This is a genomic window from Streptomyces sp. NPDC057638 (genome assembly GCF_042800315.1).
In the GTDB taxonomy this organism is placed as follows: domain Bacteria; phylum Actinomycetota; class Actinomycetes; order Streptomycetales; family Streptomycetaceae; genus Streptomyces.
This window is the reverse complement of the sequence record NZ_JBHVHF010000195.1, coordinates 1-15,589: the sequence shown is the minus strand read 5'-3', so window position 1 is coordinate 15,589 and position 15,589 is coordinate 1. Positions and strand designations below refer to the sequence as shown.

Here is a 15,589-nt window from a genome sequence, read left to right as displayed (position 1 = left end):
CGCTTCGCCCGGGACGCGGGCCGACCGTCTGTGGAGCGCGGCCACACGGCAGGGGGAGACAGGGGGAAACGATGGCGATCGGGCGCTACGCGGTGGCCGGGGCGGTGGGTCTCGCGCTCCTGGTCATGCTGTTCGGGGAGTACGAGAGCGACAGTGACGACTTCGGCGGGGACGAGCCCAAGAGCTCCGCCTCCGCCGCCGCCAAGGGGCCCGTGCTCGACCGTGACCGTACCCGGGCGCTGCTGCCGCCCCGGGACGTCCTCAAGGGCTGGACCAGCGTCGGGGTGGCCACCGCCGACGATCTGACCCGGTTCCCGGGCCATCAGTGCTCCGGCACGGCCGCGCCCGTGTGCGCCAAGGCCGTCTCGTACGGCAAGTCCCTCCACAGCAAGGTCGACGGCGGACGGATCATGTTCTCCGTCTATGGCTACCAGAGCGCCAAGGCGGCCCGGAGCGCCTTCCCGCATCTGTGGAAGCTCGGGCATCTGCCGCTGAAGCCGCCGCTGACCCGGGTCAAGATCGGCGGGTCGCTGGGGGAGGAGTACCGGGCCCAGCGCGGGCTCACCAATCTGGACGATCCCGGCGCGACGGTGCAGATGCGGGTCGGCACCACGCTGTTGCTGGTCGAACACGGCGGGGCGGGCTCACGCCAGCTCGACGAGGAGCGGCTGAGCCAGCTCGCGGGCATGCTCGCCGAGCGCTCCCGGCAGGCGCAGAAGGGCGAGAAGCCCTCCGCCAAGCTGCGCGGATGAGAACGACCGGGCCGGGGGCGTTACGGAGCGCGGGCGCGCCGGTACCCCGACCGGTCGGACGATGTACGGTGCCCCGCCCGGTCGGACGATGTCCGGGCGCCTGGGTCGCGGCACGGCCGGCCGGGTCGCCCCCGCGAAGACCTCGCACGGCCCCTCCGCGAACGCGCCGCACACCGCCCCGGCGGACCGCTCCCACGCCGACCCCCGCACCGCCCCGGCGGACCGCTCCCGAACCGGCTCGCGCACCGCTCCCGCGCACCACCTCAGCACCGATCCCGCCCGGAGCCCCGCGTCCGGCCCCCGCGCCGACCCCGCCCCTCGCCCCCGGAACCAACCCCCGTACGGGCCCCGCACCGGGCCCCGGGCCGGGCCCCGGGCCGGTCGCCGAAACCGGCCCGCGGCGCACGGGGTACACCACACGCCCCCGGCGCACGCCCCTCGTTAAGGTGGGCGTATGAGCACCAGCGCGCCCGTCCGTTTCGACCGCGGACACACCGACGACCTCATCACCTTCCTGACCGCAGCGCCCTCCCCGTACCACGCGGTATCCGCCGCCGCCGAGAGGCTGGAGAAGGCCGGGTTCCGGCAGGTGCGGGAGACGGACGTCTGGGACTCCACCGCCGGGGGCAAGTACGTCATCCGCGGCGGCGCCCTCATCGCCTGGTACGTACCGGAGGGAGCCGATCCGCACACGCCGTTCCGGATCGTCGGCGCCCACACCGACTCGCCCAATCTGCGGGTCAAGCCCCAGCCCGACACCGGCGCGCACGGCTGGCGCCAGCTCGCCGTCGAGATCTACGGCGGCCCGCTGCTCAACAGCTGGCTCGACCGCGATCTCGGACTGGCCGGACGACTCACCCTCCGTGACGGCTCCCAGCGGCTGGTGAACATCAACCGCCCGCTGCTGCGCGTCCCGCAGCTCGCCATCCATCTCGACCGCTCGGTGGTCTCCGATGGGCTCAAGCTGGACAAGCAGCGCCATATGCAGCCCATCTGGGGTCTGGGCGAGGTCCATGAGGGCGATCTGATCCGCTTCCTGGAACAGGAGGCCGGGATCACCGAGGGTGAGGTCACCGGCTGGGACCTGATGACCCACTCCGTCGAGCCCCCCGCCTACCTGGGCCGCGACCGTGAGCTGCTGGCCGCCCCCCGGCTGGACAACCTGCTGTCGGTGCACGCGGGCACCGCCGCACTCGCCGCCCTGGCGGGCGCGGAGGGTGGCGAGCAGCTGGACGCCATCCCCGTGCTGGCCGCCTTCGACCACGAGGAGAACGGCTCCCAGGCGGACACGGGCGCGGACGGCCCGCTGCTCGGTTCCGTGCTGGAGCGTTCGGTCTTCGCCCGCGGCGGCGGTTACGAGGACAAGGCCCGCGCCTTCGCCGCGACCGTCTGCCTCTCCTCCGACGTCGGCCACGCCGTCCACCCCAACTACGCGGAGCGGCACGACCCGACGCACCACCCGCGCCCCAACGGCGGCCCCATCCTCAAGGTCAATGTGAACCAGCGGTACGCGACCGACGGCGCCGGACAGGCCATCTTCGCGGCGGCCTGCGAGCGGGCCGGGGTGCCGTGGCAGTCGTTCGTCTCCAACAACGCGATGCCGTGCGGCACGACCATCGGACCGATCACCGCCGCCCGGCACGGGATCCAGACGGTGGACATCGGCGTCGCGTGTCTGTCGATGCACAGCGCCCGCGAGCTGTGCGGCGCGGCCGATCCGTATCTGCTGGCGAACGCGCTGGTCTCGTTCCTGCGGGGCTGACGCCCCCCGCGCCCCGGTCCGCGACGGCGGGCCGGGGCGCACCGGAGCTGGAGGGGGCCGGGGCGCGGGGGCCGGTCAGTGCGCCAGACCCGCGAGGACCAGCGGCAGCCGGGTCACCCCGCCGGGCGTGACCCGCACCGGGACGCCCCAGTCCTGCTGGTGCACATGGCAGGCGGGATACGGCTCGTTCGGGTCGTCGTCACAGGACGCCGCCATCGCCGACACATGGAGCACGCCCTCGCCCCCGGGCACCGCGGTCGCGTCCACGACCAGCTCACGGTCGAGACCGGTGCCGGTGCCCGCCCCCGAGACCAGCAGCTCCGGCGGGGTCGAGGAGACCACCAGCCGGGTGGAGGGACCGTAACGGGTGTCGAGCTTCTGCCCGGCGGGCGCCTGGAAGACCACGTCCAGCCGCAGCGCCCCCGGCGCCACATCGGTCGCCGCGCGCCGGGTGCGATGGGCGACCGGATCGACCCGGACCGCCTCCTCGGGCAGCCGCAGCCGGGTCAGCCGGTGCCGGGCCGACTCGACCACCACGATCTCGCCCGTGTCCTCGCCGCCGAGCAGCACCGCGCCCGAGGGTTCCCGCAGATCCGTCGCGAGGGTGGTGACCCGCCCGCTCACCGGGTCGTAGCGGCGCAGCGCGTGGTTGTAGGTGTCGCTGACGGCGACCGAGCCGTCGGGCAGCGCGGTGACCCCGAGCGGATGCTGGAGCAGCGCCTGACCGGCCTCGCCGTCCCGGTGTCCGAAGTCGAAGAGCCCGGTGCCGACGGCGGTACGGACGGTGTACTCGACGGCGCTACTGGACCCACTGGCCCGACCGGCCCCGCCCGGCTCGCTCGCCTCGATCCAGCGCAGCGCCGAGGTCTCCGCGTCGGCGATCCACAGCCGCTCGCCCGCCGCCGCGAGCCCCGACGGCTGGGCGAACCATGCCTCGGCGGCCGGACCGTCGAGCAGCCCCTCGTTGGTGGTGCCCGCCGCGACCCGTACGGCCCGCGCCTCCGGGTCGTACACCCAGATCTGGTGCGTCCCCGCCATGGCGATCCACAGCTCACCGCGCCACCAGGCCAGGTCCCACGGCGAGGAGAGGTCGACCTCCCGGGCGGGCCCGGAGGTCGCCGAGCCCTGCCACCACTGGCGGCCGGTGCCCGCGAGGGTGGTGGTCTCGCCGGTCGCCGGGTCGAAGCGGCGCAGCGCGTGGTTGACGGTGTCGGCGACGGCGACCGTGCCATCGGGCAGGGCCGCGAGCCCTTGCGGCTCGTTGAAGCGGGCGCTGTCCGCGTCGCCGTCGGCCAGCCCGCGCTCCCCGGAGCCGATCCGGCGCACCAGGCTCTCGCCGTCGGCGGCCAGCTCCACCAGCTGATGCCGGGTGGAGTCGGAGACGAGGAAGTTCCCGGAGGGCAGCCGCAGCACCTTCCCGGGGAAGCGCAGCTCGGTCGCGGCGGGCTCGGGCGCCACATAGGGCCCGTCGCCGCGTCGCAGGGTCCCCTTGGCCTCGTGGACCGCCTCCAGCTCGGTGACCAGGGCCTCGATGGCGTGGGCGTGGCCCTCGCCCGCGTGCTGGGCGACGACATACCCCTCGGGGTCGATCACCACGAGGGTGGGCCACGCCCGTACCGCGTACTGCTTCCAGGTGGCCAGCTCGGGGTCGTCCAGGACCGGGTGGTGCACCTCGTAGCGCTCCACCGCGTCGACGACGGCCCGGTGGTCGGCCTCGTGGACGAACTTCGGCGAGTGGACGCCCACCACGACGGTGGTGTCGCGGTGGCGTTCCTCCAGCTCACGCAGCTCGTCGAGGACGTGGAGGCAGTTGATGCAGCAGAAGGTCCAGAAGTCCAGGATCAGGATGCGGCCCCGGAAGTCGGCGAGGGTCAGCTCCTTGCCGCCGGTGTTGAGCCAGCCGCCCGCGCCGACCAGCTCGGGGGCGCGGACGCGGGCCCGTCGGCGGGGCGGGGCGGTGGGGGCGGGCGTGGCGGGGGCGGCGTCGTTCATGGTTCAAGCTTGCCACCCGGTCCGGGGCGGCCGGGGTCACACCCGTAGCCGCCCGCACCGACCGGGGCCGGATCCGCCCGTGTCCGGGCGGGTCCCGTGCGTACCGGATGCGGTGCCCCCCGGGGGCCGGGCCTACGATCGTCATACGAAAGGACTGCCGGGCCGCCGCCAGGCAGCGTAAATTCACTGCCGAGCCTCCTGCGCAGCCCGCAGCCAGCCGTCCGCCCGCGTCCCGCAGATCGCCGAGGGGTCCCGTGACCGTCCATCATCCCAGCCTCCAGACCTACGCCGATGCCTGGACCCACGCCGTGGAAGCGATAGCCGAGCTGGTCCAGCCGCTCGTCGAGGGGGAGTGGAACCGGGCGACCCCCTGCCCCGCCTGGTCGGTGCGCGATGTGGTCTCGCATGTGATCGGCATGGAGACCGAGATGCTCGGCGACCCGCGGCCCATCCACACCCTGCCGCGCGACCTCTACCACGTGAAGACCGATTTCGCGCGGTACATGGAGATGCAGGTCGATGTCCGGCGCCACCACACCGCGCCGGAGATGACCTCCGAGCTGGAGTACGTCCTGATCCGCCGGGCCCGCGCGCTGCGCAACGAGAAGCGGTCCCCCGACACCCTGGTGCGCGCTCCCCTCGGTGCCGAGCAGACCCTCGAACTGGCCTGGCAGATGCGGGCCTTCGACACCTGGGTGCATGAGCAGGACCTGCGGACCGCGCTGAACCAGCCGGGGAACCTCGACTCCCCCGGCGCGACGATCGTGCGGGATGTGCTGCTGGAGGGGCTGCCGAAGATCGTCGCCAAGGACGCGGGCGCGCCGCCGCGTTCGGCGGTGGTCCTCGATGTGCACGGTCCGGTCGAGTTCCTGCGGACGGTCCGGGTGGACGCCGACGGCCGGGGCACCATCGACGGCGCGCCCTCGCTGGGGCCGATCGTGACGCTGACGATGGACTGGGAGACCTACTACCGGCTGGCGTGCGGCCGGGTCCGCCCGGCGGCCGTGGCGGACCGGGTCAAGACGGACGGGGACGGGGAACTGGCGGCGGCGATCCTGCGGGAGTTCGCGCTCACCCCCTGAGCCGGAACGGCTCCCGGCGCGGGGTGGGCGCGCCGGTGCCGCGTACCGTCGCCGCCGTACGGGTGCGGGACGGTTGTGTGGCCTTTACAGGGATGTAGGCAGGGGCGTACGTAGGGATACCTGGCCGTCCGTACGGGACTTCGGGCCCGCACGGGCCATCGCCCCCGGTCAGGCCGGGACGTGGACCGCCTCCACCCGGCTCGCGACCAGCCGTTCGCGTTCCAGACGGGTCGCGCGGCCACGCAGCCGCAGTATCTGGGTCAGCCCCAGCGCCTCCAGCGCGAAGACCGACGCGAAGGCGATCCGGTACGCGCCCCCCGTGGCGTCCAGCAGCAGTCCGACCGCCAGCAGGGTGATCATCGAGGCGGTGAAGCCGCCGAGGTTGACGATGCCCGACGCGGTCCCCTGGCGTTCCGGTGGATTGGCCGGGCGGGCGAAGTCGAAGCCGATCAGCGAGGCCGGACCTCCGGCGCCGAGCACCGCGCACAGGGTGACCAGCAGCCACATCGGCGCCCGGTCCCCGGGGTGGAGCAGGACCGCCGCCCAGGTCACGGCGGTCACCGCGACCGTACCGAGGGCGAGCGGCAGCCGGGCCGCGTGATGGCGGGCGATGATCTGTCCGTACACCAGACCCACCACCATGCTCACCAGCACCACGAGGGTGAGCAGGGAACCGGCGCTCTCCCGGGTCAGGCCCTGGGCCTCGACCAGGAACGGCATCCCCCACAGCAGCATGAAGACCATCGCCGGGAACTGGCTGGTGAAGTGGATCCACATCCCCAGCCGGGTGCCCGGCTCCGCCCACGCCCCCGCGATCAGCCGGCGGACCCGGACCCGGGGGCGGGGATGACCACGCGGCCCGTGCGACGGCAGCGGCCGGGCGCCGTCCGGCCGGTCCTTGAGGAAGAGCAGCGCGAGCACGAGGACGACCACGCCCGCCACCGCGCTCCCCGCGAACGTCGCGGTCCAGCCCAGGTCGTCGAGGAGCCGGGAGAGCACCACCGTGGAGACCAGGTTGCCCGCCATCCCGAAGAACGCCGCGACCTGCCCGATCAGCGGCCCGCGCCGGGGTGGGAACCAGTAGCTCCCGAGCCGCAGCACGCTGATGAAGGTCAGCGCGTCCCCGCAGCCGAGCAGGATCCGGGCGACCAGCGCGGTGCCGTAGGAAGGGGCGAGCGCGAAGCCGAGCTGTCCGGCGGTGAACAGCAGCGCGCCGAGCACCAGCACCCGCCGGGACCCGAACCGGTCGACCAGCAGCCCCACCGGTATCTGCATCCCCGCGTACACCAGCAGCTGAAGGATGGAGAAGGTGGCGAGCGCGGAGGCGTTGACGTCGAAGCGCTCGGCGGCGTCGAGGCCCGCGACCCCCAGCGAGGTACGGAAGATGACGGCGACGAGATAGACCGCCACCCCGATCCCCCAGACCCAGGCGGCCCGTGGACCGCCGGGCGGGGACGCGACCCCGCCCGGTATACCGGCCGGGGCGCTCACCGGACCTCTCCCCGGGCCAGCGTGCTGAACCAGCCCACATGGCGCCGCACCAGCGCGGCGGCCCGGTCCGCGTCACCCGCCCTGAGAGCGTCGAGGATCTCGCCGTGCTCGGCCACGTTCTTGGCGATACGGTCCGGATGCGCGTGCATGATGGCGACTCCCATCCGCAACTGGCGGTCACGGAGCTGGTCGTAGAGGCGGGAGAGGATCGCGTTACCACCGCTGCGGACGATCTCCGCGTGGAAGGCCCGATCGGTGACCGCGACGGCCGCCAGATCCCCGTCCCGGCCATGGCGCCTCTGCTGCTCCAGCAGCTCCTCCAGCCGCACGATCAGCGCGGGCGGCGCGGGCACCGCCTTACGGGCCGCGTGCTCCTCCACCAGCAACCGGGTCTCCACCACATCGGCGATCTCCTGCGCGGAGACGGCGAGCACCAGCGCGCCCTTCTTCGGATAGAGCTTGATCAGCCCCTCGACCTCCAGCTTGAGCAGCGCCTCACGGACGGGAGTACGGGAAACGCCGACGGCATCGGCCAGCTCGCCCTCGGTCAGGAGGGTGCCTCCGGCGTAACGGCGGTCGAGGACAGCCTGCTTGACATGGGCGTAGACGCGCTGAGCGGCGGGAGCGGCAGCCATGCACACAGCATAGATACATGTTTTTTTAACGGTCCTTCGCCTCCGGGGCGCTTTGGTCGAGATTTTCGCGTCCGACGTGCTCGATCGCTCGTTCCTCGCGATCTCCGCGCGACGGCCGTGAAAACTCGACGCGCCCCTTTGGCTCAGAACCGACCTCGGGTAGGTCGAGTCCTCACACGGAGCTAATCACCGGCAGAGGCCCTTGGGGTGAGCCGGGGGCGGAGCTCTCACACGAGAAGTCGGGGTGGTCGATCACGTGGGGATGGGGCGGGTGGGGCAGGGAGGGGTGAGATTTTCGAAGAAATATCGGGATTCTGTGCATCCGTTCGAGAGGTTCGCTCGTCATTCATCCGGGCCCTTGTTTGCTCACGGGCCATCATCAGGCGTTTTCCTCACGGATGTCCGAACTCGGAGCTTTCTCTTGATACTCAGCAACACGAGCGTGCGCAGAGCCGCCACGGTTGTCCTCTCCAGCGGTCTCCTGCTCACCGCGGCGCCCCTGACCGGCACCGCCCAGGCGGCCTCCCCGCCGATCCCGTCGATCGCCGCCAAGGGCGGTTTCGTCATCGACCAGCAGTCGGGCAAGGGGATCTACGGCAAGGCCAACGACCTCCGCCGCCAGATGGCGAGCACCACCAAGGTCACCACCGCCATCACGGTGCTGACCACCCCGGGGGTCGACCTCAACCGCAAGGTCACCATCAAGCAGTCGTACCGCGACTACGTGGTGCGTGAGGGCGGCAGCACCGCCGACCTCAAGACCGGTGACAAGCTCACGGTCCGGCAGCTGCTCTCCGCCCTGATGCTGCCCTCCGGCTGTGACGCGGCCTACGCGCTCGCCGACACCTTCGGTACCGGCTCCACCATGTCGGCGCGGGTCTCCTCGTTCATCGGCAAGATGAACAAGAAGGCCGCCCAGCTCGGGCTGAAGAACACCAAGTACGACTCGTTCGACGGCATCTCGCGGGGCGGGCAGAACTACACCACGCCCATCGACCTGGCGAAGCTGGCGCGGCACGCCTTCAGCAGCAAGGTCTTCCAGGAGATCGTCGGCGCGACCACGTACAAGACCGTGGCGCCGACCGCGGCGGGCGGCAAGCGCACGTACACCTGGTACAACACCAACAAGCTGCTCGGCTCCTACAAGGGCGCCGTCGGCATCAAGACCGGTACCGGCACCACGGCGGGTCCCTGCCTGGTCTTCGCCGCGACCAAGGGCACCAAGACCTATGTCGGTGTGGTGCTGAACTCCTCCAAGCGCTACACCGACGCGGCCAAGCTGCTGGACTTCGCCTTCGGCACCTCGCAGGCCAAGACGATGAAGCTGCGCAGCCTGCCGGTCGGGGCACAGAACGACTGACCGGGGCGTCACAGCCGCGCGGCCGAACCACCGAAGGCCCGTGACACGGGTGAACGTGTCACGGGCCTTCGGCCGTGCGGAACCGGGTCGGTCAGATCCAGGTGAGGAGCTTCTTCGGGTCCTCCAGCACCGCCGCCGTGTCCGCCAGCACCTTGGAACCCAGCTCGCCGTCGACCAGGCGGTGGTCGAAGGAGAGCCCCAGGGTGGTGACATGGCGCGGCTTCACCTTGCCCTTGTGGACCCAGGGCTTCAGCCGGATCGCGCCGACCGCGAGGATCGCCGACTCCCCGGGGTTGAGGATGGGCGTGCCGCTGTCGATGCCGAAGACGCCGACGTTGGTGATGGTGACCGTGCCGCCGCGCATCGCGGCCGGGGAGGTCTTGCCCTCCCGCGCGGTGGAGACCAGCTCCGCCAGCGCCTCCGCGAGCCGGGGCAGCGTCATCTCGTGCGCGTCCTTGATGTTCGGCACGATCAGCCCGCGCGGGGTGGCCGCGGCGATGCCCAGGTTCACATAGTGCTTCTGGACGATCTCCTGGCGCTCCTCGTCCCAGGAGGCGTTGACCTCCGGGTTGCGCCGGATGGCGACGAGCAGGGCCCGCGCGATCAGCAGCAGCGGGTTGACCCGCAGCCCCGCCAGCTCCTTCTCGCCCTTGAGCCGCTCCACCAGCTTCATCGTCCGGGTCACGTCGATGGTGACGAACTCGGTGACGTGCGGCGCGGTGAAGGCGCTGGTGACCATCGCTGCCGCCGTCGCCTTCCGTACGCCCTTGACGGGGATACGGGTCTCGCGGGCGCCGGTCGCCGCGACGGCGGGCTCGGGTTCGGGCGCCACCGGCTCGGGGGCGGGGGCGACGGCCGCGTGGACGTCCTCACGGGTGATGACCCCGTCGGGCCCGCTGGGGGTGACGGTGGCCAGATCGACCCCGAGGTCCTTGGCGAGCTTGCGTACGGGCGGCTTGGCCAGCGGCCGGGGTGCCACCGCGCCATGCCCGTTCAGCTCGCTCTGGATCGCGGCGGCGGCGACCGGCTGGGGGGCGGGTGCGGGAGCGGGGGTGGGCGCGGGGGCGGGGGCGGGGGTGGGGGTGGCGGCCGGGGCCGGGGTGGTCTTGCGGGGACGGCGGCGGGTGGAGCTCTCGGCCACCCCGTAGCCGACCAGCACCGGCTGACGGCCCTGGGGCTTGGCGGGCGCCGGGGATGCCTGGGACTCCTCGGGCTCGGCGGCGGCCGGAGCCGGTACGGAGACCTCCGTCACCGGCGCCTCCCCGGAGCCTTCCCCGGTGTCCACGGCGATGATCACCTGGCCGACGGCGACGGTCGTCCCCGCCGGGAAGCGCAGCTCGTGCACCACCCCGTCATACGGGATCGGCAGCTCCACGGCGGCCTTCGCGGTCTCGACCTCACAGACCACCTGGCCGTCGGTGACCGTGTCACCGGGCTGGACGTACCACGTGAGGATCTCCGCCTCGGTGAGCCCCTCGCCCACGTCGGGCATCTTGAACTCGCGGTAGCGGAGCGAAGTGTTGGTCATGGTCACGGCACCCCTCTCAGTACGCGAGCGAGCGGTCGACGGCGTCCAGCACCCGGTCCAGACCGGGCAGGTACTCCTCCTCCACCCGGGCCGGCGGATACGGGGCGTGGAAGCCGCCGACCCGCAGGACCGGCGCCTCCAGCTGGTAGAAGCACCGCTCGGTGATCCGGGCGGCGATCTCCGCGCCCGAGCCGAGGAAGACCGGGGCCTCGTGCACCACGACCAGCCGTCCCGTCTTCTCCACCGACGTCTGGATCGTGTCGAAGTCGATCGGCGAGACCGAGCGCAGGTCCACCACCTCCAGGGAGCGGCCCTCCTCGGCCGCCGCCTCGGCCGCCTCCGTACAGACCTTCACCATCGGGCCGTAGGCGGCGAGCGTGAGATCCGTGCCGGTGCGGACCACCCGGGCGGTGTGCAGCGGACCGGGGATGGCGTCGGTGTCGACCTCGCCCTTGTCCCAGTAGCGCCGCTTGGGCTCGAAGAAGATCACCGGGTCATCGCTCTGGATGGCCTGCTGAAGCATCCAGTAGGCGTCCGAGGGGTTCGACGGGGAGACCACCTTGAGGCCTGCGACATGGGCGAAGAGCGCCTCGGGGGACTCGCTGTGGTGCTCGACCGCGCCGATGCCGCCGCCGTACGGGATACGGACCACGACCGGCAGCTTGACCTTGCCCAGCGCGCGGGCGTGCATCTTGGCGAGCTGGGTGACGATCTGGTCGTACGCCGGGAAGACGAAACCGTCGAACTGGATCTCGGCGACCGGGCGGTAGCCGCGCAGCGCCAGCCCGATCGCGGTGCCGATGATGCCGGACTCGGCGAGCGGGGTGTCGATCACCCGGTCCTCGCCGAAGTCCTTCTGGAGGCCGTCGGTGATCCGGAAGACCCCGCCGAGCTTGCCGACGTCCTCGCCCATGATCAGGACCTTGGGGTCGTTCTCCAGGGCCCGGCGCAGGGACTCGTTGAGCGCCCTGGCCAGGGGGAGCTTGGTCGCTGCCATGGTCAGTTTCCCTCCTCGGCGAAGGACGCCTGGTACGCGGCGAACTCGGCGCGCTCCTCGTCGACGAGCGCGTGCCCGTCGGCGTAGACATGGTCGAACATCGACAGGGCGTCGGGGTCGGGCATGGCGCGCACGGCCTCGCGGACCCGGCGGGCGAGGACGTCGCTCTCCTCGTCGATCCCGGTGAAGTACGCGTCGTCCGCGAACTTCTCCCGCTCCAGATAGCGGCGCAGCCGCAGGATCGGGTCCTTCGCCTCCCAGGCCGCGCGCTCGTCGTCGTGGCGGTACTTGGTCGGGTCGTCGGAGGTGGTGTGCGCGCCCATCCGGTAGGTGAACGCCTCCACCAGCGTCGGGCCCTCGCCGCGCCGGGCCCGCTCCAGCGCCCACCGGGTCACGGCGAGACAGGCGAGCACGTCATTGCCGTCGACCCTGACCCCGGGGAAACCGAAGCCCTGGGCGCGCTGGTAGAGCGGGACCCGGGTCTGGCGCTCGGTGGGCTCGGAGATCGCCCACTGGTTGTTCTGGCAGAAGAAGACGACCGGCGCGTTGTAGACGGCGGAGAAGGTGAACGCCTCGGCGACATCGCCCTGGCTGGAGGCGCCGTCGCCGAAGTAGGCGATGACGGCCGCGTCGGCGCCGTCCTTGGCGATCCCCATCGCGTAGCCGGTGGCGTGCAGCGTCTGGGAGCCGATCACGATGGTGTAGAGGTGGAAGTTATTGCTGGTGGGGTCCCAGCCGCCGTGGTTCACCCCACGGAACATCCCCAGCAGATGGGTGGGGTCGACCCCGCGGCACCAGGCGACGCCGTGCTCGCGGTAGGTCGGGAAGACATAGTCGTCGTCGCGCAGGGCGCGGCCGGAGCCGATCTGGGCGGCCTCCTGGCCGAGCAGCGAGGCCCACAGGCCCAGCTCGCCCTGGCGCTGGAGGGCGGTGGCCTCACCGTCGAAACGGCGGGTCAGCACCATGTCCCGGTACAGTCCGCGCAGCTCGTCGGGGCTCAGGTCCACACTGTGCTCGGGATGCTTGACGCGTTTGCCCTCCGGCGTCAGCAACTGCACGAGCTGGGGCTCGGAATCCTGTGGCTTCTTCGCGGCGCTCACCCGCTTGCCGCCACGGCGCGGGGTGCGCGAGGCAGTGCTCTCCACGGTCACGTGTGCTCCTCCGTCAGTCCGGTCCCCCGGGGTCGCCGGGAGCCTTCGGTCACCCCGCCGCCCGGCGGGGAGAGGCTCGCCCGTTCACGGGTTCCGCACAGGGTGGGTGCGGCGCGATCGATGGAACGGGCGTGACAGGTGCCCCCGACGAGGCCCTGCCAAAATGCACGTTACCCAGTGGGCCGCATTCCTGCGAAACCCCATTTGACCTGCGATTTTGCTTGGATTTCCAAGTAAATCGGGAAATGGGGGAACAACCACTGGTCAGAGGCCATGCGGGCTCCGTCAGGAACACGGGCACGGTATCTCGGCCACCCGGCGCACGGGAAGAGCCGGTGTGTGAGACTGCATTCGTGAGCGAAGAAGGAAAAATCACCGTATTCCTGCTGGACGACCACGAGGTGGTTCGCCGCGGTGTGCACGAGCTGCTCACCGTCGAGGACGATATCGAGGTGGTCGGCGAAGCCGGGACAGCCGAAGAAGCCCTGGCCAGGATCCCCGCGACCCGCCCTGACGTGGCCATCCTCGATGTCCGTCTCCCCGATGGGAGCGGAGTGGAGGTATGCAGGGAGATCCGTTCCCAGGACGAGACCATCCAGTGCCTGATGCTCACCTCCTTCGCCGATGACGAGGCCCTCTTCGACGCGATTATGGCCGGTGCGTCCGGCTATGTCCTCAAGGCGATCCGGGGCAACGAGCTGCTCTCGGCGGTACGGGACGTGGCGGCCGGAAAGTCACTCCTCGACCCGGTGGCGACGGCACGCGTCCTCGCCCGGCTGCGGGACGGGAACGCGCCCAAGGGGGACGCGAGGCTGGCGAGCCTGACCGAGCAGGAGCGGAAGATCCTCGACCTGATCGGGGAGGGGCTGACCAACCGGGTCATCGGGGAGCGGCTGCATCTCGCGGAGAAGACGATCAAGAACTATGTCTCCTCCCTGCTGTCCAAGCTGGGGATGGAGCGCCGGTCCCAGGCCGCCGCCTACGTCGCCCGGCTCCAGGCAGAACGCCGCCCCTGACCCCGGGTCGGGGCCCGCGCGGGCCCGGGATCACACCCCCGTATGGGCAGCGCCCTCGTGCCCGCAACGCGAAGGCCGCGGCGCGGCGGGGAGGCCGCCCCGCAAGGGGGATGGGCGCGGGGCCCACACGGCGCGGCCCCGGGGGACTTAGGGCCCCGGGAGGGAAGGGCAGGGCGGCCCTGGCGCAAAGCGGGACGCACACGTCACAGTAGGGCGCATGCCCACCGAGGACCCCATCTCGCTGCTCTCCGGCGTCTCCTACGGCCGCCTCGCCACGAGCATGCGCGCGATGCCCTTCGTCGCCCCCGCCCGTCACATCACCCTGGACGGCGCCGTCTTCCTCCGTATCCACCGGGGTTTCGGCTACCACCGTTCCATCGACCGTTCCGTCGTCGCGTATGGCGCGGACAACTTCACCGAGGGCGGTACGGCGATGTGGTCGGTCCAGTTCACGGGTCTCGCGGAGATCATCGAGCCGGATGAGCGAACCGTAAGGGCGTTCGGGGCGGAACCCCATCGGGCGGACGGGAAGCCCTTCGAGCCGGTCTATCTGCGGATAGAACCTCAGTTCGCGACCGTCCACACCCTGGACTATCTCTCAGAGCAGCCAAACCAACACGCTGCGTGATCTACCATCTGGTAAGTGCCGCGCTCATCTGTCATCGCTCCGCCCCCTCCGCCCCCTCCGCCCCTCCACGCACTGCTGCGCCGCTACGAGGACCCTGGTGAGCCGCTCTCCTGTGAGCGGGTCACCGAAGGGCTCCTCAACCGTGGCTACCGCCTCGCGACCACCCGGGGCTCCTACTTCCTCAAGCACCATCTCGACGGCGACCACGAGGCCATCACCCGCCAGCACCGCGCCACCCAGCGCCTTCAGACGCTCGGGGTACCGGTGGCCCCACCCGTCGTCGGGGTCGACGGCGACACGGTCGCCGTGATCGGCGGCCGCTGCTACGCCCTCCACCCGTGGGTGGAGGGCCGTCACCGCGACGGTTCCCATCTGACCACCCCCGAGTCCCGCCGCCTCGGTTCCCTGCTGGGCCTGGTCCATATGTGCCTGGAGCGGGTCATGAACCGCCCGCCGGGGCACCCCGGGACCACGCCCGCCGGAGCAGCTCCCTCCGGAACAATCCACTCCGCAACCGCCACGCCCCCGTACGAGAGCGCCGACCCCCAGGAGACCTTCACCCTCATCGACGAGTTGCTCGCCCTGGCCCGCGCCGCCAGTCCGCATGACTCCTTCGACACCCTCGCCGAGCACCGGCTGCTGACCCGCCGCGCCCTGCTGGAGCGCCATGCCGACCGCAGACCGCCCCCGGCCTCGGCGGGCGGCTGGGTCCACGGCGACTTCCATCCGCTGAACCTGCTCTACCGGGGCGGCGAACCCGCCGCCATCGTCGACTGGGACCGCTTAGGCGTGCAGCCCCGCGCCGAGGAGGCGGTCCGCGCGGCGGCCATCTTCTTCCTCCAGCCCGACGGCGAGCTGGAACTCCCCAAGGTCCATGCCTACGCCCGCGCCTATCGCGGTGCCGTCGGCGCCGACGCCGCCGAACTCGACGCCGCCGTCCACCGCGTCTGGTGGGAGCGGCTCAACGACTTCTGGATGCTCCGCTGGCGCTACCAGCGCCATGACCGCCGCGCCGACCCGCAGTTCGCGGCGGTGTCGGCGCTGGCGGAGTGGTGGACGACCGAGTACGACGCGGTCCGGGACGCCTTCACCACCTGACCACGACCGAGTACGACGCGGTCCGGGACGCCTTCACCACCTCACCCGGTGCCCCGGACGACCCCGGGCCGCGCACCGCGCACCGCGCACCTGGGGG

Annotated in this window: 13 protein-coding genes; 7 read left to right on the top strand and 6 right to left on the bottom strand. The window is 71.7% G+C overall.

The window, feature by feature from the left end; all coding sequences use genetic code 11:
* Window positions 1–71: 71 nt before the first annotated feature.
* Window positions 72–752, top strand: coding sequence for a hypothetical protein (locus ACFVIM_RS23720; RefSeq protein WP_384304665.1), 681 nt, complete (start codon window positions 72–74; stop codon window positions 750–752).
* A 454-nt stretch (window positions 753–1,206) separates the two neighbouring features.
* Complete coding sequence (locus ACFVIM_RS23715; protein ID WP_384304662.1) at window positions 1,207–2,514, top strand: M18 family aminopeptidase; 1,308 nt, start codon at window positions 1,207–1,209, stop codon at window positions 2,512–2,514.
* Window positions 2,515–2,589: 75 nt separating this feature from the next.
* Here the strand turns inward: ACFVIM_RS23715 and ACFVIM_RS23710 are convergent, their stop codons facing one another.
* On the bottom strand, window positions 2,590–4,506 hold the full coding sequence (locus tag ACFVIM_RS23710) for an NHL domain-containing thioredoxin family protein (protein ID WP_384304660.1): 1,917 nt from the start codon (window positions 4,504–4,506) through the stop codon (window positions 2,590–2,592).
* A gap of 254 nt (window positions 4,507–4,760) precedes the next feature.
* Between ACFVIM_RS23710 and ACFVIM_RS23705 the strand changes: the two genes are divergently transcribed.
* Window positions 4,761–5,588, top strand: a complete 828-nt coding sequence (locus ACFVIM_RS23705; RefSeq protein ID WP_384304657.1) for a maleylpyruvate isomerase family mycothiol-dependent enzyme — start codon at window positions 4,761–4,763, stop codon at window positions 5,586–5,588.
* Window positions 5,589–5,756: 168 nt separating this feature from the next.
* On the opposite strand, the gene ACFVIM_RS23700 is transcribed toward ACFVIM_RS23705, so the two are convergent.
* Both ACFVIM_RS23700 and ACFVIM_RS23695 read right to left on the bottom strand, forming a co-directional pair.
* Window positions 5,757–7,079 (bottom strand): nitrate/nitrite transporter, encoded by a 1,323-nt coding sequence (locus ACFVIM_RS23700; protein WP_384304654.1) that lies wholly within the window; start codon window positions 7,077–7,079, stop codon window positions 5,757–5,759.
* Complete coding sequence (locus ACFVIM_RS23695; protein ID WP_384304651.1) at window positions 7,076–7,714, bottom strand: GntR family transcriptional regulator; 639 nt, start codon at window positions 7,712–7,714, stop codon at window positions 7,076–7,078. The genes ACFVIM_RS23700 and ACFVIM_RS23695 overlap by 4 nt, the downstream gene beginning before the upstream one ends.
* A 442-nt stretch (window positions 7,715–8,156) precedes the next feature.
* Here ACFVIM_RS23695 and ACFVIM_RS23690 point away from each other — a divergent pair, with 442 nt between their 5' ends.
* The gene (locus ACFVIM_RS23690; protein WP_384304649.1) at window positions 8,157–9,074 is read left to right on the top strand and encodes a D-alanyl-D-alanine carboxypeptidase family protein; all 918 of its coding nucleotides are present in this window, start codon (window positions 8,157–8,159) and stop codon (window positions 9,072–9,074) included.
* A gap of 91 nt (window positions 9,075–9,165) precedes the next feature.
* On the opposite strand, the gene ACFVIM_RS23685 is transcribed toward ACFVIM_RS23690, so the two are convergent.
* The 3 genes from ACFVIM_RS23685 to pdhA are packed head-to-tail and all read right to left on the bottom strand — an operon-like array spanning window position 9,166 to window position 12,750.
* Window positions 9,166–10,602 (bottom strand): dihydrolipoamide acetyltransferase family protein, encoded by a 1,437-nt coding sequence (locus ACFVIM_RS23685; protein ID WP_384304647.1) that lies wholly within the window; start codon window positions 10,600–10,602, stop codon window positions 9,166–9,168.
* Window positions 10,603–10,618: 16 nt separating this feature from the next.
* Window positions 10,619–11,599 carry an alpha-ketoacid dehydrogenase subunit beta gene (locus ACFVIM_RS23680; RefSeq protein WP_384304644.1) on the bottom strand — a complete coding sequence of 327 codons (981 nt, stop codon included), beginning with the start codon at window positions 11,597–11,599 and terminating at the stop codon, window positions 10,619–10,621.
* Between the two features lie 2 nt (window positions 11,600–11,601).
* Window positions 11,602–12,750 carry a pyruvate dehydrogenase (acetyl-transferring) E1 component subunit alpha gene (pdhA, locus tag ACFVIM_RS23675; RefSeq protein WP_384304641.1) on the bottom strand — a complete coding sequence of 383 codons (1,149 nt, stop codon included), beginning with the start codon at window positions 12,748–12,750 and terminating at the stop codon, window positions 11,602–11,604.
* 353 nt (window positions 12,751–13,103) lie between these two features.
* Between pdhA and ACFVIM_RS23670 the strand changes: the two genes are divergently transcribed.
* The 3 genes from ACFVIM_RS23670 to ACFVIM_RS23660 all read left to right on the top strand — a co-directional run bounded on the left by ACFVIM_RS23670 (window position 13,104) and on the right by ACFVIM_RS23660 (window position 15,492).
* Entirely contained in the window at window positions 13,104–13,766 is a 663-nt protein-coding gene (locus tag ACFVIM_RS23670) for a response regulator (RefSeq protein WP_384304638.1), read from the top strand.
* A 217-nt stretch (window positions 13,767–13,983) separates the two neighbouring features.
* Entirely contained in the window at window positions 13,984–14,394 is a 411-nt protein-coding gene (locus tag ACFVIM_RS23665; RefSeq protein ID WP_384304635.1) for a pyridoxamine 5'-phosphate oxidase family protein, read from the top strand.
* Between the two features lie 15 nt (window positions 14,395–14,409).
* Window positions 14,410–15,492: a phosphotransferase gene (locus ACFVIM_RS23660; RefSeq protein WP_384304632.1), complete on the top strand. Its 1,083-nt coding sequence runs from the start codon at window positions 14,410–14,412 to the stop codon at window positions 15,490–15,492.
* The last annotated feature ends 97 nt before the right edge of the window (window positions 15,493–15,589 follow it).